We start from the raw sequence: 19,172 nt of genomic DNA, 5'->3' as shown, positions 1-19,172 counted from the left end.
GCCGGCGGCGGGTGCCGCACGGCCAGCTCCGACTATCGACCGCCGCGGCGGCGACCCGCAACGGACCGGGTACCGCCCGCGTCGGGCGGTCCTGGTCCCGTCGGGCGGTCCTGGTTGCATCAGGTGGTCCTGGTCGGTTCGGGTGGTCCGGTCGGGTCAGGCCGGTGCGGGGCTGGTCAGCCGGTGGTGGTGAGGATGCGCGGGCCGTCGGCGGTGATGGCGACGGTGTGCTCGACGTGGGCGGCGCGGCTGCCGTCGACGGTGTGCAGGGCCCAGCCGTCGGCGGCGGTGCGGTAGCTGTCGCGGCCCCCGGCGCAGAACATCGGTTCCAGGGCGAGGACGAGCCCGGCGCGCAGCGGCATGCCCCGTCCGGGCCGGCCGTCGTTGGGCACGCTGGGATCCTCGTGCATGCGCCGGCCGATGCCGTGCCCGCCGAAGCCGCGGGGGATGCCATAGCCGGCGGCGCGCCCGACCCGACCGATGGCGGCGGCGATGTCGCCGAGGCGGCCCCCGGGGACGGCGGCGGCGATGCCGGCGGCCAGCGCCGCGGCGGTGGTGTCGATGAGGGCGGCGTCGCCGGGGTGCGGGGCACCGACGGTGAAGCTGATCGCGGCGTCGCCGACCCAGCCGTCGAGCTCGGCGCCGCAGTCGATGCTGACCAGGTCGCCGTCGCGCAGCGGGGTGTCGCCGGGGATGCCGTGGACGATGACGTCGTTGACCGACGCGCAGATGACCGCGGGGAACGGTGTCGGGGCGAAACCGGGATGGTAGTGCAGGAACACCGGGATGGCCCCGGCGTCGCGGATGATCGTGTGCGCGACCGCGTCCAGTTCGCGGGGGGTGACCCCGACGGCGGCGGCGTCGCGGGTGGCGCGCAGCGCGCGGGCGACGACCGCCCCGGCCGCGGCCATCGCCTCGATCGCCGCGGCCGACTTCAGCTCCACCATCCCGACCACCCTTCCCTGCCCACGCCGACGCGGCGTCACACCCGCCGCACCAGTCCCCAATTACTATACCGGTATTACTATCACGGGTATGGTGCGCACGCCGTTGACCAGGGCGGAACGGGAACGCGGCGAGCGGCTGGGTGCGCTGCTGCGGGCCGCGCGCGGTGAGCGCAGCATGGTGGAGGTCGCCGCCGCGGCGGGGGTGTCCGCGGAGACGCTGCGCAAGATCGAGGCCGGCCGCATCGCGACGCCGGCGTTCTTCACCGTCGCCGCGCTCGCCGCGGTCCTCGGCCTGTCCCTGGACCTGTTGGCCGACGCCTGCGACCCGGCGGCGCTGAGCGCCCTGGACTAAGCCGAGCGCCCTGGACTAAGCCGAGCGCCCTGGACTAAGCGGACCGCCCGCCGGCGGGAGCGGGTACCGAGGACGCCGGCGACGCCGAGGACGCCGGCGACGCCGAGGACGCCGGCGACGCCGAGGACGCCGGCGACATGGTCGGCCAGGGCACGGTGGCCTGTCGGCGCCCCTGCCGCGGCGGCGCCCGAGCGTTTCGGCGCGATCAGGTCGGCGGGGGCTGCTGGTATCCGGGGTGGACGCCGGGAGTCAGCCCCTGCTGGGCGGCGATGGCCGCCAGCAGGCTGGACAGGTGCGCGCGCTGGGCGTCGTCGAGCGCGGCGCAGATCTGGTCCTCGTGGGCGGCGGCGAGCCCGCGCATCCTCGCCATGACCGCACCGCCCTCGGCGGTCAGCTGCAGGGCGTGGTTGCGCCGGTCGGTCGGGTTGCGCGCGCGGGCGAGCAGTCCTTTTCCCTCCAGCCTGTCGACCAGGGCGACGATACGGCTCGGTACCACGCCCAGCTCCTCGGCCAGGGACCGCTGGCTGCGTCCGGGCCGCGCGGCGATCATGCGCAGGATTCCGACCTCGGCGGGGATCAGCCCGAGTTCGCTGATCCGCTCGGCGAACCGTGCCGCGGCGTGCGCGCCGACCTGGGCGAGCAGGAACGCCGTCCCCCTCGGTGGGCGCTGCGCCGCCGCCTCGTCNCGGCCGGTCGGCCGGTGTGTGGTCATGGAAGCGATGGTAGCGACAGAGAATGATTCTATGCTATGAATGGTTCACCATAGAGAACTGAGGTGACTGTGGACATGATCAACGACGCCGGTGCTCGCCGGCCGCACTATCCGGACCTGGCCGGCAAGGTCGCGCTGGTGACCGGCGGCTCCCGTGGGATCGGCGCCGCGACCTGCCGGGCGCTGGCGGCAAGCGGCGCCAGGATCGCGGTGAACGGCCGTGACCACGCTGCCATCGACGTCGTCGTCGCGGCGATCGCCGCCGATGGCGGCACGGCGGTGNCGGCGCCCGGTGACGTCACCGACGCCGCCGTGGTGGGACGCCTGCGCGCGCACGTCGAGCAGACGCTGGGCCCGGTGGAGGTCCTCGCGGTGTTCGCCGGCGGCCAGGGCTCCCCCGTGCCCACCGTCGAGCTCGACCCCGCTCGCTGGCAGGCGGTCCTCGCCTCGGAGCTGACGTCGGTGTATCTGACCGTGACCGCCTTCCTGCCCGCCATGATATCCCGGGGCGGTGGGTCGATCATCACCATGTCCTCCACGGCAGGTCGCCACCCGGGCGGCGCCAACGCCGCGTACGCGGCGGCGAAGGCGGGCGTGGTGATGTTCACCCGGCACCTGGCGAACGAGGTCGCCAGGCACGGCGTCCGCCTCAACTGCCTGGCCCCCTCGGCGGTCCTCAACGACCGCATGCGGCGGTCGATGTCCGCCGAGCAGCTCCAACGGCTGTCGGCGGTGTTCCCGCTGGGCCGCGTCGGGCAGCCCGACGACATCGCCCAGGCCGCGCTCTACCTGGCCTCGAACGCCTCCTGCTGGGTCACCGGGGTCACCCTCGACCTGACCGGCGGGCGCGTGATCCTGTGACGATCGCTGCGCGTTCCGGCCGGCAGGGCGGCGGCGGACCGCCCCTGGGTATCCTCGCCGTGGTGTTCACGGCGCTGCTCGTCGCCGGGCTCGCCGTGAGCACGGCCATGGCGGGCGGCGACATCTTTCCCTCACCGTTCAGCTCGTCGCCGACGATCCTGGCGTACTTCCACGACCATCGCGATCCCGTGCGCGTCAGCGCGTTCCTGCAGTTCGCTGCCTCGGTCCCGCTGGCGATCTACGCGGCCACTGTCTCGGCCCGCCTGCGCACTCTCGGCGTGCGGGTACCCGGCCCCACCATCGCCCTGGCCGGGGGCGTGGTGGCCGCCACCATGCTCGCCCTGTGCGGGCTGGTCAGCTGGGTGCTGGCACGTCCGGACGTCCTCGACGAGCCGGCGGTCGTGCGGGCACTGCACGACCTGGCCTTCGTCACCGGGGGCACCGGGCACGTCGTCTTCCTCGGCCTGCTGGTCGCGGGCGTCGCCGTGCCGGGGCTGCTGGCCGGACTGCTGCCGCGCCCGCTGGCGGTGGCCGGTCTGGTCGTCGCCACCATCGCCGAACTGTCCACGATCACCCTGCTCGTCTCCGACGCGGCGGTGCTGCTGCCCCTAGCCCGGTTCACCGCGTTGGCCTGGCTCGTCGCCACCGGCTTCCTGCTGCCGCGCACCCGGGCCACCAGGGCCAACAGGGCCACCAGGGCCGGCACGAACATCTGAACCCCGGCCGCAACCCCCGGCGGGTGCCGCGGCCCGCGTCGCCTGGGCCCATCGGGGTCCGTCAGGAGCAATCGTGAAGCTGCTCATCTTCGGCCCCACCGGTGGCACCGGCGCCCGGCTGGTGACCCAGGCGCTGCAGGCCGGTCACGACGTCACCGCCGTCGCCCGTCACCCGGACCGGGTCCCCGCGGGCGAGCATGCCCGCCTGACCGTCATCGCCGCGGACATCCTGGCGCCCCCGGGGTGGAAGGCCGCCGTCGGCGGGCAGGACGCCGTGCTGTCCTGCCTGGGCAGCACCGAGCGCAGGCATCCCACCACCGTCTACTCCCAGGGCGCGGCTGCCATCATCGACGCCATGCGCGACGCCGGGGTGCGACGGCTGGTGTGCCTGTCCTCGGCGGGTCTCGACGTCGCGCCGGGCACCGCGCTGCCCCAGCGGCTCGTCACCACCGTGGTCATCCGGCGTCTCTACCGGCACGGCTACGCCGACATGACCATCATGGAACGCCTCCTCGCCGCCAGCGGCCTCGACTGGACGGTGATCCGCGCACCNATGCTCACCGACGGGCCGTTCACCGGGCGCTACCGCACGGCGGTCGACCAGCACCTGGTGAAACCGAAGGCCGTCTCCCGGGCAGATCTCNCCCACTACATGCTCACCCATCTCGCCGACCGCGAGAGCTGGCAGAAGACCGTGCACATCTCGTCGTGAACCGTCCCTGCGTCGGTTGGCTGTCTGGTCGTCGGACCGGCTGCTTCGGATATGCGACGGTCGTTGCCTTGGGTGTGCGCTGTGCACTATCGGGGTCCTCATCGCCGCCCAGGCGGGTGGATGGGCGAGCCGTTCGGGCTGGGGGTTGCTGTACGGCGGGTGGGATGTCCGGAGGGGGCATCTGGGTTCGCAGGTAGAGGACGGCCGCGATGAGAACGGCCGCGCTGATGAGCTGACGCAGGTTGAGGGATTGACCGAGCCAGAGCCCTGCGAGGACGACACCGAAGACGGGTTCGAGAGCNGTGGCGGCGGAGGCCGCCTGCGAACCCGCCCGGGCGACACCCCACGAAAACAGAACGAAAGGTGCGAGGGTGCCGAGAATGCCGACGAGCAGGACGTCGGGGAGATGGCGGGTGTCGGTGAGGATGCGTGGCCAGCCCTGCGGGGCCTGGATGATCACCCAGGCGAGTGCGGAGACGGCGAAGGCTCGGGCCATGGAGGAAGCCGCGCCGTAGGCGCGGCTGGAGCTTTCGCCGAGGACAGAGAACGACGCGACGGCGACAGCGGTCAGCAGGCCGTAGGCGAGACCGGTCAGACTGATCCGGCCGGTTCCGGCGGCCAGTCCGAACACGAGGGTGTGCCGAAACCGCGGGGGGTTCTCGCTGATGGAGGTCCGATCGCCGGCGCGGGCGTGCCAGAGGTAGCTGAACAGGCCAAGTCCCACGGCGGTGACGTACGTACGTGCCTCCACCAGCTCGAGAGGCGCGACTCCGGCGCGGAACGATTTGCCAGCGGTGGCGTCGAACGCCCACAGAACGGTCGCCGCGGTGACAGCGAGAAACCCGACCTGGCTCTGGGAACGGCCGGCCCGCGGCGGCGACGCGCCGCGGGCCGGCCGCCAGCTCAGGCGTGCCAGCGCAGGAGAACACTTCCCCATGTCATGCCTCCTCCGAAACCGAGCAGCAGGACGGTGGAACCGTCATCGAGGCGGCCGGCGCGGACGGCATCGTCAAGAGTGACACGGTGGTGTCGGTGGCAACGAGTATCGCCAGGACGGCCGCCGGGACCACCTGCCAGACGAACTGCCGCACCTCGCGACCGTTCATCGGGAGCCTGTCCCCGTGTGCTCCCGGATGTGCGCCGCCTCCGGTGCACGCCGTGCCTTGACCCGCGGCAGGTCCCGCAGCGCCGCCACGATCGGCGCGCCGGCCGGCGTCGCACCCCCGGCGATTGTTTCGGCCAGCAGCTCCAGGAATCCGGTCACCGCGGCGTAGCGGGTGACCAGCTCGGTACGCCAGTCCGCGTCGTCGTCCTCGGCCTCGTCGGGTAGATACTCCGCGACCGTCGCCAGCGCCGCCTGCAGCTTCTCCCGCGGCACGGCCTGCTCGATCGCGGTCCACATCTCCGCCAGGGTCATCCCTGCCCGTCCCCTGCCAGTGGCACGTCGAGGAGCACGGTGACCGCAGCCGCGACCCGTCCGGCGGCCTTACGGAAGCGGGGCAGCGCCTTGAGCCGCTTGCTGTCGCTGACCCGTTCGGCGCGGGCCAGCAGCTTCGTCGCCAGACGTGCTGAGGGCGCTGTTCGGCTCCGGCTCGGCGCCGCGTCGCTGACGACNACCGGCCGCTGCCGGTCCCCGCACTGCGCTGCGGGCTCGCACGTGCCGGCGGGGGCAGGTGGGCCGTGCGGAAGTGGAGTCAGTCGGCAGCGACCGCCTCGGCGGGGGCTCGAACACCGGGGCGGCGCAGGATCGCCTGGGCGGTGTCGCGCAGTTGGCGGGCGCGCAGGCTGAGGTCGGCGGGGTCCAGGTGCTCGGCGGCGTCGAGGATCGTCGCCCGGGCGCGGCGATGGTCGGCATACCGGGCCTGCTCGTCGGCGGTACGGCGTTCCTGCGGGGTGGCCATGTGTCTCCCTGGTGGGACGGGCCCCGGCGGCGGGATGCCGGTCGGGGTCTGCGCTGGTGACGGCGGGTGGGGAGCAACGGCAGTGGGCCCGCCCGCTCAGTGTGCGCCGGCACCGGTCGGCGAGACGGATTCGTGCCGGGGCCCACATCCCGTGAGGCGACTGTGCGCGGGCGGTCGGCCACTGGATCCCGGTCGGTCACGCTCGAAGCCGACCGCGGCGGGCGATGGCTGGTCAACGGTGCGGTCGCGGCGGATCTGGAGGGCTTCCGCGACGTCGATCTGGAATCGTCGGCGGTGACGAACGCGCTGCCGGTCCGCCGGCTGGACCTGGCCGTCGGGCAGCGGGCCGACGCCCCGGCCGCCTACGTCCGCGCCGTCGATCTGACCGTCCACCGGCTGGAGCAGACCTACACCCGCGCCGCCGACGACGGATCATGTCAGCGCTACGACTACACCGATCCCACGTTCGCCTTCGCCTGCCAGCTCACCTACGACGACTCGGCGCTGGTCGTCAACTATCCAGGGATAGCCACCCGCGCGCTCTGAACGCTCTCGGGACGGCGCCGTGGGCATCGATCCGATCGCTCAGGGCCGCAGAGTCGCGGCGCAGTCCTGCCACGCCACGGCACTGAGGAGCGGACGCGTGCGGGCGAACAGGGCGTGCAGACGGGGACCGACCTCCGCGGCGAACGTCGGATTGTGCCGGGCAAGGTCGAGTTCGTTGGCGGCGGTGAGCTCCATGAACTCCCGTAGCTCCCTGCCGCGGACCGGTTGCACCCGGCCGGTGAACCGGTCGCGGAATTCCACCTGTGAGGCGGCGGAGAGGCGAGGGTAGACCCAGGCTCGATCGCAGCTGGCATACCGGTAGACCAACGTCTCGACGTCCGCGCCCACCATCGTGGCCACCTCGCAGCGCCGGGAGAGGTCCACCAGATGNGGGGCGAACCCGTCGGTGCCGTAGACGGCGTGGCATAGACCCGCCACCTGCAGCACGCTGTCGGCCCGCCACCGCGCGAGCAGGTCACGCACGCGCAGCAGATGGTCGAACAGGGTGCCGCCGGGATGGTCGATCCTGGCCGCTCCCCAGGACAGCAGAAGATCTTCGGCTCCGATGGCCGTCGGGTCNTCGTCGCCGAGACAGTCGCCGATCACGGGCACCATCGTCCCAGGCGCGGACTTACCATGACGGCGGGACCGGCAACGGCGTGACGGTCGCCCGGTGACGGGTTGCCGGCTGNCGGTCCGCGCCGCAGGGAGATGGTCATGACGCAGTCGACGGCCGCCGACGGGCCGGTCCGGACGCCGGCGCGCACGCAGAGCCTCACGCATCGCGACCCGGCGCAGGTCAGCCTGCAGGAGGCCCTCGACGCCCTCGGGGACCCGGTGCGCCGCGCCATCCTGCGCATGCTGGCCGACCACCCGGACTGGACGCTGCCCTGCGGCAGCTTCGAGGTGCCCGTCAGCGCGGCCACCCGCAGCCACCACTTCGCGGTGCTGCGCGCGACCGGACTGCTCGAGCAGCGCGACACCGGCCCCCGCCGGTTCAACCGGCTGCGCCGGGCCGAGTTCGACGATCGTTTCCCCGGGCTGCTCGACCTCGTCCTGCACGAGGACCCCTGAGGACCCCTGAGAACGTCGGAAGATGTCCGAGGACGTCTACTGATCCGGCTACCGACCCCGCAGCCGGGCTCGCCACCGCGGGCGCACGGCGCGTTCCCCGCAGAAGGGTGCCTTCCTGCCGATGTTCGTCATCGTGCTCCGTTACCTTCGCCCGATCGAGGAGGTCGACCGGCTGCTGGCCGAGCATCGCGACTACCTGGCCCGCTACTACGACCAGGGCGTGTTCCTGCTCTCCGGCCCGCGCACGCCGCGCACCGGCGGGGTCATCCTCGCCGACGGCGTCGACCGCGCGACGCTGGAACGCATCCTCGCCGAGGACCCCTTCCAGCAGGCGGGCGTGACCGCCACGGACATCATCGTGTTCGCCCCCGTCGGGCGGTCCCATCCCGACCTCGCCCGGTTCCTCCCCGCATCCCCGGACTGACGGCCCGGCGGCTCGCGGTCAGTCCGCGACGACGGCGCAGCAGATCATGGACGGCGGCGCGCGGAGCGGTTCGACCGCGGGTCGCCGCCGCTGGCCCCTGCGCCGCTGGCGCCGCGTGCGCCTGCGCCGCTCTACGGTCTACTTCGCGCGGGAAGGTCGCCAGCGGTGCCGCGGTGCCCAGCCCAGCAGCGTGCGCGCACCCGAGGTGTCGATCAGTGCCCGGAACGGATCCTGGAGATACTCCGCTCCCCCGCGCCAGGCGACGTCGGGGAGCAGCCGCGTGACCAGGGTACGGGCGTCGTCGTGGGCGGAGGAGATGTCGGCCGCGCACAGCAGCAGCCGATGGTGCCCGGCAAGCGGAGCGGTCAGCGCCCGTTCGACCGCCGACGCGAGGTCCCGCACGTCGAGGAAGGCGCCGTACTCCCAGATCGGCGACCATTCGAAGGCGGGATCGTCACGTCGGGCCCGCCGTATCCCGGCGTAGGTCTGTTCGGTGAACACCCCGGGTGGGCGCAGGCAGACTGTGTAGACGCCGGTCGCGGCGGTGGCCGCCTCGCACATCTGCTCGGCCAGCCATTTCGATATCCCGTACGCACCCGCCGGGCGGGTGGGATGGCGGTCATCGAGGGGAAGGTAGGACGGCCGGCCGCGGCCGGCGAAACAGCCCAGCACGTCCACGCTGCTCATGACGACCACCCGGGGCAGACCGTGCCGTTCGGCTGCCCGCAGCACGTTGCTCGTCCCGACCACGTTGGTCTCGAACACCCGNGTGTCCGTGCCGGTCGTGGCCGGTCCGAACTCCGCCAGGCCCGGATCGTCGACCGGCTCGTCGAGGGCGGCCAGGTGCACGATGGCCCCGCAGCCCGCGGACATCCGCTCGAGATCGGCGCCGTCGCGTACGTCGTGCCCGTTCACCAGATCGAATCCCATCGTCTGGTGTCCGGCCAACGTCAGCGCCGCTGTCACGGCCCGGCCCACCAGCCCCCGGTCTCCGGTTACCAGAACACGCACGGCCCGACAGCCAACCAGCCCGCCCCCCTGTTGCGCGAGTCATATTTCGGCGGAGAAGTCCGCGGCGGAGCGCCGCGCCTGCACGGCGAGGAGACCGGCTGCTTCACGGGAGTCTGGCCACGATGAGATCACCGAGGTGGCGGGCGGTGCCGGGGGCGGCTCCTGCTCCGACGACGACCGAGATGTAGGCCGCGCCCTTCAGGAGGTGGACTTCCTGGACGTTGCCGGGGCTGGTGTAGCTGTAGCCCACGTAGCCGGCACCCGACAGGTCCTGCTGCGGCCGTTGGGCCGGCGCCGCGCGCGACGACTGGTAGCCCGCCTCGGCGTCCTTCGCCGAGCTCCACACGGTGACGAACCCTTTCGAGGACTGGAAGGTGCAGCCGATCGCATCGGTGTCTCCCTCGGAGGCCCCCTGGCGACCCGGACTCCAGGACGCCTCGATCGCGGCCCGAACCTCCGGAGCGTGCAGCAGGGAGCANGGCGGCACCGGCCGGGGCGCCGCCGCACCCGACGCCGACGAACAGGACGCCGTCACCACACAGGAGACGAGCACCGCACCCGAGGCGAACGCAAGACGAACCATCCGGTAACTGTGCACCAGATCCATGATCACGGGCGTGGAACCGAGCCGCTGACTCCTGACCTCGACGAGGTTGTCCTCCGTGGCGCCTGACCTGGCCACCCGGATGTGTGCGCGCGGTGCGGGCTGTGGCGGGCGACGGCGATCGTGGCGCGCCGGCCGGTGCGTTTGGGGAGCAGCAGGACCGGTCGTGGCGCGGCCGGGTCGAGATCCGGGTCGAGGGGAAGCAGGCAGGCCGCCTCGGCGACGCTCGGTGTGCCGAGTGCGGCGCGCGCGGCGGCGCTGGGGTGGGGGACGTCGACCGTGGCCAGGCGGTGCGGGGGGTATCCCGCGACGGGCCAGCGATGGTGGTCGGCGGCGGCGACGATGCCCGCCTCGTCGCGGCGGGCGGCGACGGTGGCCAGCAGGCGCACGGCGCCCGCCGGCACGCCGAGTTCGCGCAGCGCCGCGTCGATGAGCGCGAGGATCTCCGCCGCGTCGACCCCGGGGCGCGCGCCGACGCCGACGACCAGGTCGGCTGCGGTCCGGGCGGTTGCCATCGGAGGGTCAGGCCGCGCCGGGCCGGCGGCCGTCGCTGCCGGGAATGCCGGGAATGCCGGGAATGCCGTGACTGCCGTGGGTGTCGGGGATGCCGGGGTGGGAGGGCGGGTCGGGGTGGCGGGTGTCGGCGGCATTGTCGCGGCGGTATGCGCGCGCGGCGGCAATCAGGCCGGTGGCGATCTGGGGTCGGCCGGCCCAGTGCAGGTGCAGGTAGGAGGCGTGCACNCGGCGGTGGACGAAGCCCTCGGCCAGCCAGCGCGACGGCGCCTCGGCCGGTCCCGTCACCGGGGGCGCGCCACCCAGGCGCGGCGACCCGGGGGGCGGCGCGGGTGGTAGCGTCGCGCCGGCAGGGGCGGTGGGCGCCGGGTCGACGACGGGCAGCCACCAGGCGGCCGGGGGGCCGCCGGCAGGCGGGGCAAGCAGGACAGTGCGGTGGAACTCGTGGGCGGCCAGGACGCTGCCGGCCGGCGCCAGCGGGCTGGGCGTGGCGGCGACCGCCCGGCGGTAGCCGAGGGTGAGCCGCGGGCCCATCACCGCGGCGACGTCGAGGACGGCGCACATCGGCGCGCCGTCGAGGCTGCGGGCCAGGTACAGCAGGCCGGCGCACTCGGCGGCGACGGGCGCGCCGCGGGCGGCGAACGCGGCGATCTCGCCGCGTAGCCGGGTGTTGGCGGTGAGCGCGCCGACGTGTTCCTCGGGGAAGCCCCCGCCGATGATCAGCGCGTCGGTGCCGGCGGGCAGCGTGTCGTCGCGCAGCGGGTCGACGGCGACGACGTCCGCGCCGGCGGCGGTGAGCAGCTCGACGTGCTCGGCGTAGCCGAAGGTGAACGCCGCCCCACCGGCGACGGCGATCCGCGGCGGCCGGCCCGCCGCCGTGCCTCCCACGGTGGCCAGCGCCGCAGCCGGGTCCCAGGCCTCGGTGCGCAGCGGCGGGGCGGCGCGGGCGACGCGCAGCAGACCGTCGAGGTCGCAGGAGGCGGCGACGAGCGCGCCGAGGCGGTCGACGGCGTCGAGCGCGGCCGGGCGGCGTTCGGCGGCGGGCACCAGGCCCAGGTGACGCGACGGGGTGTGCACGGACTGCTCGCGGGGGACCGCGCCGAACACCGCCACCCCGATGCCGCCCAGCGCCTCGGTGAGCAGCTCGCGGTGGCGCGGCGAGCCGACCCGGTTGAGGATCACCCCGGCCAGGTGGATGCGCCGGTCGAACGACCGGAACCCGGCGACGAGCGCGGCGATGGACCGGGCCGCGCCGGAGACGTCGACGACGAGGATGACCGGAGCGTCGAGCAGCCGGGCGACATGCGCGGTGGAGGCGTGGTCGGCGGCCTCGCCGGGCTGCGGGCGGGCNACCCCGTCGAACAGGCCCATCACGCCCTCGACGACGGCGACGTCGGCACCGCGCGCGCCGTGGGCGAACAGCGGGGCCAGGCGCGCCGGGCCGCACAGCACCGCGTCCAGGTTGCGTCCGGGGCGGCCGGTGGCCAGCGCGTGGTAGCCGGGGTCGATGTAGTCGGGGCCGACCTTGTGCGGGGAGACGCGCAGCCCGCGGGCGCGCAGCGCGGCCATCAGCCCGGTGGTCACCGTCGTCTTGCCGGCGCCGCTGGTCGGGGNGGCCAGCACGAGGCGGGGCAGCGCGAGCGGCGCGCTCACCACGCGCTTACCATTCGATCCCCCGCTGCCCCTTCTGCCCGGCGTCCATCGGATGACGGATCTTCGTCATCTCGGTGACGAGGTCGGCGGCGTCGAGCAGCTCCTGCGGGGCGCGCCGGCCGGTGACGACGACGTGCTGGCGGCCCGGGCGGGTGCGCAGGGTCTCGACGACCTCGGCGACGTCGAGCCAGCCCCAGCGCAGCGGGTAGGTCAGCTCGTCGAGCACGTAGAGCCGGTAGGTCTGCGCGGCCAGGTCGCGGCGGATCTGCGCCCAGCCTTCCGCGGCCGCGGCCGCGGGATCGCCGTCGGGATCGACGCGGTCACGTACCCAGCTCCACCCGGAGCCCATCTTGTGCCAGTCGACGGTGCCGCCCGCGCCGGAGTCGGCGAGCACCCGCAGGGCGCGTTCCTCGCCGATGCGCCACTTGGCGGACTTGACGAACTGGAACACCCCGACCGGCCAGCCCTGCGACCAGGCGCGCAACGCCAGGCCGAACGCGGCGGTCGACTTCCCCTTGCCGTCGCCGGTGTGCACGATCAGCAGCGGCCGGTCGCGGCGTTCGCGGGTGGTCAGTCCGTCGTCGGGGACGCTGGCCGGCTGCCCCTGCGGCGCCATCTCAGGCCGCCTTTCTGGCGCGCGGGCGTGGGCGCGGTGCCGGCGGTGCCGGTGCCGTCGGCGGCGTCGGTGCCGTCGGCGGCGTCGGCCGGGTCGTCGGCGGTGGGGTCGTCGGCGGTGGGGTCGTCGGCGGTGGGGTCAGCAGCGGCAGGGCGTCGAGGGGGATCGTGATCCCGTCGAGGGCGTGGGCGAGCCGGCCGGCCAGCCCCAGGCGCAGGAAGCCGCTCTCGCAGTCGACGACGACGCTGGCCAGCCCGCCGCGGCCCGCGGTGCCCCCCGGGCCGCGCCCGCCGCGGGGCCGACTGGTGGCCGGTCCGCCCGCGCCACCGGCGGCGCGGACCAGGGCGCGGGCCACTGGCAGCGGGTCGGCGCCGGCGGTGGCGCGCCCGTCGGTGACGACGACGAGCAGGGCGCGCCGGGCCGGGTCGCGGCGCCGTTCGGCGCGCAGGACCTGCCCGGCGCGGGTGAGCCCGGCGGCCAGCGGGGTGCGCCCGCCGGTCGGCAGCGCGCGCAGCCGGGCGGCGCCGACCTCGACGCTGGCGGTGGGGGCGAGCACCACCTCGGCGCTCGACCCCCGAAAGGTGATCATGCCGATGCGGTCGCGGCGCTGGTAGGCGTCGGTGAGCAGGGCGAGCACGGCGGTGGTGACCAGGGTCATCCGGGCCTGGGCGGCCATCGACCCGCTGGCGTCGACGACGAACAGCACCAGGTTGCCCTCGCGGCCCACCCGCACCGCGCCGCGCCGGTCGGCGGGCAGCAGGATCGGGGCGGGCCCGTGCCGGCCGCGGGCGTGCTGGTGGGGGGCGGCGGCCAGCAGGGTGGCGGGCAGGTGCAGCCCGGGGGCGTCGGCGGCGGTGGTGACCACCGCCCCGCGGCTGCCGCGGGCCAGGGAGCGGCGCCCGGCGGCACCGGCGGCGGTGCCCAGGCCGGCGACGGCGAGCAGCCGGGGTCGAAACGCCGCCCCGGGCGCCCCGGCGACTCCGACCCCGGCGGCGGCCGGGTCGGGTGGGCCGCCGGCGTGACCCGATCCCGGGGTGCTCGCGGTGAACGGGGGGAACGGTGCCGGTGGGAGGGTGAGATGTCCCCCGCCCGCCCGGTGCCCGCGCGCCGCGCTGCCAGGTCCGGGGCCGGCGGGGCCGCGGTGGGTCCTGCCGGCCGTCGCGGGCAGCCGCGGATCGTCGGCGCCCGGCTGCGCGCCCGGGTCGGCCGCCGGGTCGCCGCCGTCCGCCGGCGACCGCCCGTGCAGCCCGCTGCCAGCGCCGAAGGGGCCGCCGGGGCCGATGTGGTCGTCGCCGTGTGACGCGCCGCCGCCGGGGCCGTCCGGGCCGCCGTCGGGGTCGTTGCCATCGGGGTCGTCGTCCGGGCTCGGGCCGCGGCCGTCCGGGCCGCTGCTGTCGACGCCGCGGCCGCCGTGGGTGTCGCCGGCGGTGTCCCGCCGCGAGCGTGCGCCCTCGCCGTCCGTGCCGTCGGCGTCGCCGTGCGCCGCACGGTCGGGGTCGGCCGCCGCGTCGGCGAGTGCGGTGTCGGCGAGGGCGGTGTCGGCGAGTTCGGCGTCGGCGGTGGCGTCGAGGCCGGCGAGGGCGGCGTCGAGGGCGGCGTCGAGGGCGGCGTCGTCGAGGTCGGGGGCGTCGAACGGGCCGCGGCGGCGCCGGTGCGGCAGGGCCAGGCGCGCGCCGGCGCGGATGTCCGCGGCGCGGACCGTGCCGTGCCCGGACCAGGCGGCCAGCGCCATCGCCGTCTTCGCCAGGACGACGTCCGCGCGCATTCCGTCGACGTCGACCCCGGCGCACACGGTGCTCACCGCACGTAGTGCCGCGTCGGTCAGCGTGACGGTGGCCAGGCGGGCGCGGGCGGCGGTGACGTGGGCGGCGAGGGCCGCTTCGGCCGGCGCCCAGGCGGCAGCGAACCCGTCCGGGTCGGCTTCGAAGGCCAGCCGGCGGCGCACGACCTGCGCGCGTAGCTGCGGGTCGCGGCTGGCGGCGACCTGCACGGTCAGCCCGAACCGGTCGAGCAGCTGCGGGCGCAGCTCCCCCTCCTCCGGGTTCATGGTCCCGACCAGCAGGAACGACGCCGGATGGCGCACGGAGACCCCGTCGCGTTCGACGTGGGCGACGCCGAGCGCGGCGGCGTCGAGGAGCAGATCGACGAGATGATCACCGAGCAGGTTGACCTCGTCGACGTAGAGCACCCCGCGGTGGGCGGCGGCCAGCAGCCCCGGGCGCAGCACGCTGATCCCCTCGGCGAGCGCCNGGTCGAGGTCGACCGACCCGGTGACCCGGTCCTCGGAGGCGCCGACGGGCAGCTCGACGAGCCGCGCCGCCCGGGTGGCCTGCGCCGCGCCGTCGGGATGCGGGCCGTCGGGGCAGTCCGGGTTCGGCGCGCTCGGCGCGCAGGCGAACCGGCAGCCGACGACCACGTCGACGCCGGGCAGCAGCGCCGCCAGCCCCCGCACGGCGGTGGACTTGGCGGTGCCCTTCTCGCCGCGCACCAGCACGCCGCCGAGCGTCGGACTGACCGCGTTGAGTAGCAGCGCCAGGCGCAGGTCGTCGGCGCCGACGACGGCGGACAGCGGGAAGTTCACCACCGCCGCGCCGCCGCGACCACGTGCCGATCGTGCCGATCGTGCCGATGCGGCCGATCGCGCCGATGGGGCGTCCGATGGGACGGTGTTGCAGGCATGCTGATGTCCTCCCGGAGGGTCCTCGCCCTTGGTGATCACCCTGCGACGGCCGGAGTATCCTGGCTCCCGGGTCGACGCGCGCCTTCGGCCTTCCAGCCGCCTGCCGCGGCCGTGACCCGTCGTCCCACCCGGTGCCGGGAAGTCCGCTCCCAGCCCGGGCGCGACGATCACCGGATGTGCCCTCCTGCGCCGCGTCGCGCCGGTGGATCCACCCGGGAAGACGCACTTCCCGGTGACAGTGGCGGGACCGCGCCGGATTCACACCGGCTTCCTCCCGAAGCTGTCGCGTTCGCCAGCATGACATATCCGCCGACGTCGAGGAGGCCCCCGCGGTGACCGACCCGCCGCTGCGCGCGGACTGCTCACACTGCTTCGCGCTGTGCTGCGTCGCCCCGGGCTTCACCGCCTCGGCGGACTTCCCGATCAGCAAGCCCCCGGGGACGCCATGCCGGCACCTGAACGCCCGCCACGGCTGCTCCGTGCACGACGAGCTGCGCCCCCGCGGGTTCCGCGGCTGCGCGGTGTTCGACTGCTTCGGCGCCGGCCAGCAGGTCAGCCAGGTCACCTTCGCCGGCCGCGACTGGCGCACCCACCCCGGCGACGCCACCCGGATGTTCGACACCTTCGCGGTCATGCGCACCCTGCACGAGTCCCTGCACCACCTCGCCGAGGCCCACGGCCTGCTCACCGCCGGCGAGCAGGCCCCCGCTCTCCGCGCCGGCCTGCTCGCCGAGGTGGATGCCACCGCGGCGGCGACCGTCACCCTGACCGGCGCCGACGCCGACACTCTGCTCGCCGTGGACGTGCCCGCCCATCGCCGCGCCGTCCACGGCCTGCTCACCCGCGCCAGCGCCCTGCTGCGTGCCGGGCTCACCCCCGCCGCCGGCGGGCAGGGACGGCTACGCGCCCTGGGCGTCGACCTGGTCGGAGCCCGGCTGGCCGGCGCTGACCTGCGGGGCGCGGAGCTGACCGGTCGGCTGCTGATCGAAGCGAACCTGCGCGGCGCCGACCTGAGAGGCGCCGACCTGCGCGGAGCGGACCTCCGCGGCGCCGAGGTGAGTGGCGCGGACCTGCGCGGGGCGCTGTTCGTCGTGCAGGCCCAGCTCGACGCCGCCCGCGGCGACGAGGCCACCGTCCTGCCCGCGGCACTCGCCCGCCCCGCCCACTGGGCGCCATCCCCGTGAAGGCGCCCGACGGCTCAGCCGGCGGATCGGGGCCAGGGATCGGGCGTGTACGCAGAACCGGTGTCGCGTCGCCACTGCATCCACCGCTCGATCTTCGCCAGGGACGTGAAGCCGCTTGCGGCGTAGTGGGCGTGCGCCTCGTCGGTCACCAGCGTGAACTGCGGGATGTCGCGCACCTGTGGATGCCGCAGCAGCCCGCAGACCAGCCAGCGCCCGACCCCTTTACCGCGATGGTCCGCATCGACGTGGACGTCGTCGATGAAGGCGACGGCCACCCGGTCGGTCACGCACCGGGCGACTCCCCGCTGCCGACCGGCCGGGTCGTAGACGCCCACGGTGAGGGACTGGTCGAGCGAGGTGTTCACCGCCGCCTGGCTGCGGCCACNCGACCAGGCGGACTCCAGCGACAACCATCTCCACACCTGGTGACGGTCCAGGCGTGCGGGATCGTCCGACAGCCTCCACCCCTCGGCCTCCAACCGCTGCCAGGGCGGGTTCACCGGACCGTCCGAAGAGCTGATCACATCCGTCATTGTGTCGCCGGGTGGCCCCCGCCGCTGCCGGGCTCGACGACATCGCCTGGTAGCGCGCCAACGCCGGCGGGTGGATCGTGGCGTCCTATCCTGTCCGGATGCAGGAATCCATGGCGGGTCACGAACGTCCGGCGCGCGGCTTCGAGCTGATCTGCGAGATCGAGCCGCCGACCCGGCCGGACCTGACCCACGCCCGCCACCAGATCGGCGTCCTGAGCCCCGTCACCGATGCGTTCCTGATCCCCGACAACCACATCGGACGCGCGACGGTGTCGAGCATCGCCGTCGCCCACGAGGTGCAGACCATGGGGGGACGCAGCATCGCCTGCGTGAACTCCCGCGACCGTAACCTGCTCGGCTTCCGCCGCGACCTGCTCACCGCCGCGGCCTACGGCGTCGAGGAGTTCCTGTTCGTCCACGGCGACAAACCCACCGCCGGGAACCGGACCAGCGACCTGACCGTGCGCGCGATGATGGACGAGGCCCGCGCGGCCAGCGAGGATCCGGCCTTCGCGGACTCGCCGGCGTTCCGGGTCGGCGCCGCGGCCGGCCTACGTCCACTGCCCGCATGGAAACGAGCGGCCGACTTCCTGTTCGTNCAGGTCAGCTACTCGGTCGACGCCTTGCTGCGCTGGCGCGACGCCCATCCGGTCGCACTGCCGGTCTACGCCGGCGTGATGGTCCTCGCGAGCGCCGGGATGGCCCGCCGCCTCGCCGCGACCATCCCCGACATCGACATCCCCGACGACCTCGTCCACGCGGTCGAACGGGACCAGGTGGCCGGGGTCGAAGCGGCCTGCGACCAGGTACTACGGCTGCGCGACAGCGGCGCCTTCGCCGGTGTGCACCTCGTTCCGGTCAGCCGCTACCGCCAGGTCGCCACCCGACTTGAGGACCTTCTCTAACCCCCCGGGCCGTTTCTCGCAGATCTTGGTACCCCTGCCGGAGAGCGCGGCCGTAATCCCCCCCCCGCTGAAAGCGGTCAGGGAGCGGTAGCGGGCGATCATCGGACCATGGAACCTGTACTGGACCCAGCGCCGGTGGAGATCCGTCTCGCGCGCGGCGACGATCTTCCTGCCGCCCTGGGTGTCTGGCAGGAAGCCAATACTGCCCGCGGACAACCTCCCGGCCCTCAGCGGGTCGCCAGAGTGCGGGCCAAGCTTGCCGCCCCCGATGGTCTCCTCCTCATCGCCGTGGCAGGCACGACAGTTCTCGGCATGGTTTTGGCGGAACCAGGCCGCGCTCAGGACGGCCAGGGACCGAAGCTGGACGGGTTGTNCCACGTTTCGATGGTCTTNGTCCACCCCGACCACTGGGGGCGACGGGTGGGTGAGCTGCTGATCGGACACCTCGCGGACCAGGCCTGTCTCCGCGGCTTTGCATGGCTTCAGCTGTGGACCGGAGCCGGCAATGACCGGGCGCAGCGGCTCTATCGTCGGGTCGGCTTCGTTCCCAGCGGACGCAGACTGCGGCTAGAAAAAGGAGAAGAGATTCTGCACTTCGTTCGCCCGACCGAGTGGTCGGCGGAAACGCCGGAATCATAGTATCCGGATCAGAATGTAAGGGAGATGGTGGCCAGGTCGTCGGGGTCGACCACCTGGCCTTCGGTAACGAGCTGGTTGACCACGCCGGTGATCTGGCCCTGGGTATCCGCATGCACCACATCCGGTGTCACCTCGGACTCGTTGTGCAGCAGGCCGTCGATGATGTGGACCGTCTCCCACACCCCGCAGGGGATGAACCGGCTGAACAGCGCGATGTAGGTGTCGGAGATAACGGAACGATCCGGCCCGGATGCCCCGCGGCGGCCGCGGCAACGACGGCGATGATCGCTGCCGGTCATGACCCTGAGCGGCGCGCCGGCCTCGGCCCCGACCCATCACGGTTCCGCGGAACCGCACCCCACCGCCGGCGGCGCCCCCGATGGAACAGCTCGCGGGCACCTCACCACCGGCTGCCGGCGGTGAGATCATCATCCGATGCAGCCAGACGCGTCCCCCGCGATGCGAGCCGTCCCGCCCGGGCAGGTGACCCTGTCGGACCGGCGCACCCAGTGCCGCTGGTCAGTGGAGCTCGCCCCCTACTGGCTGGCGGCCTTCCCCGTCACCCAGGAGCAGTACACGCGGATCACCN

At 74.2% G+C, this 19,172-nt stretch carries 19 protein-coding genes, 15 pseudogenes and 1 riboswitch; of the genes and pseudogenes, 15 read left to right on the top strand and 19 right to left on the bottom strand.

Annotation, left to right across the window (positions count from 1 at the left end):
* Nucleotides 1-176: 176 nt before the first annotated feature.
* Nucleotides 177-947 (bottom strand): type I methionyl aminopeptidase, encoded by a 771-nt coding sequence (gene map / locus FF86_RS01105; protein WP_044883289.1) that lies wholly within the window; start codon nucleotides 945-947, stop codon nucleotides 177-179.
* An 88-nt stretch (nucleotides 948-1,035) separates the two neighbouring features.
* On the opposite strand from map, the gene FF86_RS01100 reads away from it, so the two are divergent.
* Nucleotides 1,036-1,299, top strand: a complete 264-nt coding sequence (locus tag FF86_RS01100; protein WP_044883135.1) for a helix-turn-helix domain-containing protein — start codon at nucleotides 1,036-1,038, stop codon at nucleotides 1,297-1,299.
* A gap of 205 nt (nucleotides 1,300-1,504) precedes the next feature.
* On the opposite strand, the gene FF86_RS01095 is transcribed toward FF86_RS01100, so the two are convergent.
* Nucleotides 1,505-1,849 (bottom strand): MarR family winged helix-turn-helix transcriptional regulator, encoded by a 345-nt coding sequence (locus FF86_RS01095; RefSeq protein ID WP_242417986.1) that lies wholly within the window; start codon nucleotides 1,847-1,849, stop codon nucleotides 1,505-1,507.
* Nucleotides 1,850-2,086: 237 nt separating this feature from the next.
* Here FF86_RS01095 and FF86_RS37605 point away from each other — a divergent pair.
* The 5 genes and pseudogenes from FF86_RS37605 to FF86_RS64715 form a co-directional block, all read left to right on the top strand.
* Nucleotides 2,087-2,293 (top strand): annotated as a pseudogene (locus FF86_RS37605) (SDR family NAD(P)-dependent oxidoreductase); the annotation flags it as partial.
* A gap of 1 nt (nucleotide 2,294) precedes the next feature.
* Nucleotides 2,295-2,872 (top strand): SDR family NAD(P)-dependent oxidoreductase (locus FF86_RS01090; protein ID WP_242417939.1); only part of this gene is annotated, 578 nt, incomplete at its 5' end.
* Nucleotides 2,869-3,588: a hypothetical protein gene (locus FF86_RS01085; RefSeq protein ID WP_044883138.1), complete on the top strand. Its 720-nt coding sequence runs from the start codon at nucleotides 2,869-2,871 to the stop codon at nucleotides 3,586-3,588. The genes FF86_RS01090 and FF86_RS01085, both read left to right, overlap by 4 nt.
* Before the next feature lie 73 nt (nucleotides 3,589-3,661).
* A pseudogene (locus FF86_RS64720) lies at nucleotides 3,662-4,140 on the top strand (NAD(P)-dependent oxidoreductase); the annotation flags it as partial.
* A gap of 1 nt (nucleotide 4,141) precedes the next feature.
* Nucleotides 4,142-4,231: pseudogene (locus FF86_RS64715) on the top strand (hypothetical protein); the annotation flags it as partial.
* A 13-nt stretch (nucleotides 4,232-4,244) separates the two neighbouring features.
* Here the strand turns inward: FF86_RS64715 and FF86_RS64710 are convergent.
* From FF86_RS64710 to FF86_RS01065, 5 genes and pseudogenes are all read right to left on the bottom strand, one after another.
* Nucleotides 4,245-4,601: pseudogene (locus tag FF86_RS64710) on the bottom strand (DMT family transporter); the annotation flags it as partial.
* 1 nt (nucleotide 4,602) lies between these two features.
* The coding region (locus tag FF86_RS64705; protein WP_396229720.1) for an EamA family transporter at nucleotides 4,603-5,237 on the bottom strand (635 nt) is incomplete at its 3' end.
* Nucleotides 5,204-5,455, bottom strand: a complete 252-nt coding sequence (locus FF86_RS63540) for a 3-oxoacyl-[acyl-carrier-protein] synthase III C-terminal domain-containing protein (RefSeq protein ID WP_277912819.1) — start codon at nucleotides 5,453-5,455, stop codon at nucleotides 5,204-5,206. The genes FF86_RS63540 and FF86_RS64705, both read right to left, overlap by 34 nt.
* A complete protein-coding gene (locus FF86_RS33035) occupies nucleotides 5,403-5,717 on the bottom strand; it encodes a hypothetical protein (RefSeq protein WP_044883141.1) in 315 nt (104 codons plus the stop codon). The genes FF86_RS63540 and FF86_RS33035 overlap by 53 nt, the downstream gene beginning before the upstream one ends.
* A gap of 277 nt (nucleotides 5,718-5,994) precedes the next feature.
* On the bottom strand, nucleotides 5,995-6,201 hold the full coding sequence (locus FF86_RS01065; RefSeq protein ID WP_044883142.1) for a hypothetical protein: 207 nt from the start codon (nucleotides 6,199-6,201) through the stop codon (nucleotides 5,995-5,997).
* 66 nt (nucleotides 6,202-6,267) lie between these two features.
* On the opposite strand from FF86_RS01065, the gene FF86_RS01060 reads away from it, so the two are divergent.
* The gene (locus FF86_RS01060) at nucleotides 6,268-6,747 is read left to right on the top strand and encodes a putative glycolipid-binding domain-containing protein (protein WP_082121591.1); all 480 of its coding nucleotides are present in this window, start codon (nucleotides 6,268-6,270) and stop codon (nucleotides 6,745-6,747) included.
* Between the two features lie 39 nt (nucleotides 6,748-6,786).
* Here FF86_RS01060 and FF86_RS64700 read toward each other — a convergent pair.
* Nucleotides 6,787-7,137 (bottom strand): annotated as a pseudogene (locus FF86_RS64700) (DUF6817 domain-containing protein); the annotation flags it as partial.
* 1 nt (nucleotide 7,138) lies between these two features.
* A partial coding sequence (locus FF86_RS64695) for a DUF6817 domain-containing protein (RefSeq protein ID WP_396229729.1) occupies nucleotides 7,139-7,293 on the bottom strand: 155 nt, incomplete at its 3' end.
* 171 nt (nucleotides 7,294-7,464) lie between these two features.
* Here FF86_RS64695 and FF86_RS61660 point away from each other — a divergent pair.
* Nucleotides 7,465-7,821 (top strand): helix-turn-helix transcriptional regulator, encoded by a 357-nt coding sequence (locus FF86_RS61660; RefSeq protein ID WP_044883143.1) that lies wholly within the window; start codon nucleotides 7,465-7,467, stop codon nucleotides 7,819-7,821.
* Nucleotides 7,822-7,954: 133 nt separating this feature from the next.
* A complete protein-coding gene (locus tag FF86_RS01045; protein WP_082121617.1) occupies nucleotides 7,955-8,245 on the top strand; it encodes a YciI family protein in 291 nt (96 codons plus the stop codon).
* A 138-nt stretch (nucleotides 8,246-8,383) separates the two neighbouring features.
* On the opposite strand, the pseudogene FF86_RS01040 reads toward FF86_RS01045, so the two are convergent.
* The 8 genes and pseudogenes from FF86_RS01040 to FF86_RS64690 form a co-directional block, all read right to left on the bottom strand.
* Nucleotides 8,384-9,013: pseudogene (locus FF86_RS01040) on the bottom strand (NAD-dependent epimerase/dehydratase family protein); the annotation flags it as partial.
* Nucleotide 9,014: 1 nt separating this feature from the next.
* Nucleotides 9,015-9,211: pseudogene (locus FF86_RS37590) on the bottom strand (NAD(P)-dependent oxidoreductase); the annotation flags it as partial.
* 654 nt (nucleotides 9,212-9,865) lie between these two features.
* Nucleotides 9,866-10,375 carry a cobalamin biosynthesis protein gene (locus tag FF86_RS01030; protein ID WP_082121592.1) on the bottom strand — a complete coding sequence of 170 codons (510 nt, stop codon included), beginning with the start codon at nucleotides 10,373-10,375 and terminating at the stop codon, nucleotides 9,866-9,868.
* A 227-nt stretch (nucleotides 10,376-10,602) separates the two neighbouring features.
* Nucleotides 10,603-11,723 (bottom strand): annotated as a pseudogene (locus FF86_RS01025) (cobyrinate a,c-diamide synthase); the annotation flags it as partial.
* 1 nt (nucleotide 11,724) lies between these two features.
* Nucleotides 11,725-11,986: pseudogene (locus FF86_RS37580) on the bottom strand (cobyrinate a,c-diamide synthase); the annotation flags it as partial.
* A 47-nt stretch (nucleotides 11,987-12,033) separates the two neighbouring features.
* Nucleotides 12,034-12,642: a cob(I)yrinic acid a,c-diamide adenosyltransferase gene (gene cobO / locus FF86_RS01020; RefSeq protein ID WP_044883147.1), complete on the bottom strand. Its 609-nt coding sequence runs from the start codon at nucleotides 12,640-12,642 to the stop codon at nucleotides 12,034-12,036.
* A 1-nt stretch (nucleotide 12,643) separates the two neighbouring features.
* Nucleotides 12,644-14,891, bottom strand: a pseudogene (locus FF86_RS01015) (VWA domain-containing protein); the annotation flags it as partial.
* A 1-nt stretch (nucleotide 14,892) separates the two neighbouring features.
* Nucleotides 14,893-15,226: pseudogene (locus FF86_RS64690) on the bottom strand (protoporphyrin IX magnesium chelatase); the annotation flags it as partial.
* 148 nt (nucleotides 15,227-15,374) lie between these two features.
* Nucleotides 15,375-15,596: riboswitch (cobalamin riboswitch) on the bottom strand.
* Between the two features lie 58 nt (nucleotides 15,597-15,654).
* On the opposite strand from FF86_RS64690, the gene FF86_RS01010 reads away from it, so the two are divergent.
* Complete coding sequence (locus FF86_RS01010; protein WP_082121594.1) at nucleotides 15,655-16,506, top strand: pentapeptide repeat-containing protein; 852 nt, start codon at nucleotides 15,655-15,657, stop codon at nucleotides 16,504-16,506.
* Between the two features lie 14 nt (nucleotides 16,507-16,520).
* Here FF86_RS01010 and FF86_RS37570 read toward each other — a convergent pair whose 3' ends face one another.
* The gene (locus FF86_RS37570) at nucleotides 16,521-16,841 is read right to left on the bottom strand and encodes a GNAT family N-acetyltransferase (protein ID WP_255355672.1); all 321 of its coding nucleotides are present in this window, start codon (nucleotides 16,839-16,841) and stop codon (nucleotides 16,521-16,523) included.
* 296 nt (nucleotides 16,842-17,137) lie between these two features.
* Between FF86_RS37570 and FF86_RS37565 the strand changes: the two are divergent.
* From FF86_RS37565 to FF86_RS37545, 4 genes and pseudogenes are all read left to right on the top strand, one after another.
* Nucleotides 17,138-17,637: pseudogene (locus tag FF86_RS37565) on the top strand (methylenetetrahydrofolate reductase); the annotation flags it as partial.
* Between the two features lies 1 nt (nucleotide 17,638).
* Nucleotides 17,639-17,944: methylenetetrahydrofolate reductase (locus FF86_RS37560; protein WP_242417938.1), on the top strand; the 306-nt coding region annotated here is incomplete at its 5' end.
* A gap of 108 nt (nucleotides 17,945-18,052) precedes the next feature.
* Nucleotides 18,053-18,317 (top strand): annotated as a pseudogene (locus tag FF86_RS37555) (GNAT family N-acetyltransferase); the annotation flags it as partial.
* Nucleotides 18,318-18,337: 20 nt separating this feature from the next.
* Nucleotides 18,338-18,583, top strand: a 246-nt coding sequence (locus FF86_RS37545; protein WP_242417937.1) for an N-acetyltransferase, incomplete at its 5' end; no start/stop codon positions are given.
* A gap of 92 nt (nucleotides 18,584-18,675) precedes the next feature.
* On the opposite strand, the pseudogene FF86_RS34575 reads toward FF86_RS37545, so the two are convergent.
* Nucleotides 18,676-18,882: pseudogene (locus tag FF86_RS34575) on the bottom strand (Tn3 family transposase); the annotation flags it as partial.
* Nucleotides 18,883-19,018: 136 nt separating this feature from the next.
* Between FF86_RS34575 and FF86_RS37540 the strand changes: the two are divergent.
* Nucleotides 19,019-19,171, top strand: a pseudogene (locus FF86_RS37540) (formylglycine-generating enzyme family protein); the annotation flags it as partial.
* Nucleotide 19,172: the final 1 nt, after the last annotated feature.

Source organism: Frankia sp. CpI1-P, assembly GCF_001421075.1.
GTDB classification, from domain to species: Bacteria; Actinomycetota; Actinomycetes; order Frankiales; family Frankiaceae; genus Frankia; species Frankia torreyi.
The sequence above is the reverse complement of the archived record's forward strand: the minus strand, read 5'-3'. Positions and strand labels throughout refer to the sequence as shown.

Coding starts and splice junctions, on each gene's coding strand:
- map (WP_044883289.1), bottom strand. CDS start 947: ATGGTGGAGCTGAAGTCGGCCGCGGCGATCGAGGCGATGGCCGCGGCC.
- FF86_RS01100 (WP_044883135.1), top strand. CDS start 1,036: ATGGTGCGCACGCCGTTGACCAGGGCGGAACGGGAACGCGGCGAGCGG.
- FF86_RS01095 (WP_242417986.1), bottom strand. CDS start 1,849: ATGATCGCCGCGCGGCCCGGACGCAGCCAGCGGTCCCTGGCCGAGGAG.
- FF86_RS33035 (WP_044883141.1), bottom strand. CDS start 5,717: ATGACCCTGGCGGAGATGTGGACCGCGATCGAGCAGGCCGTGCCGCGG.
- FF86_RS01065 (WP_044883142.1), bottom strand. CDS start 6,201: ATGGCCACCCCGCAGGAACGCCGTACCGCCGACGAGCAGGCCCGGTAT.
- FF86_RS61660 (WP_044883143.1), top strand. CDS start 7,465: ATGACGCAGTCGACGGCCGCCGACGGGCCGGTCCGGACGCCGGCGCGC.
- FF86_RS01030 (WP_082121592.1), bottom strand. CDS start 10,375: ATGGCAACCGCCCGGACCGCAGCCGACCTGGTCGTCGGCGTCGGCGCG.
- cobO (WP_044883147.1), bottom strand. CDS start 12,642: ATGGCGCCGCAGGGGCAGCCGGCCAGCGTCCCCGACGACGGACTGACC.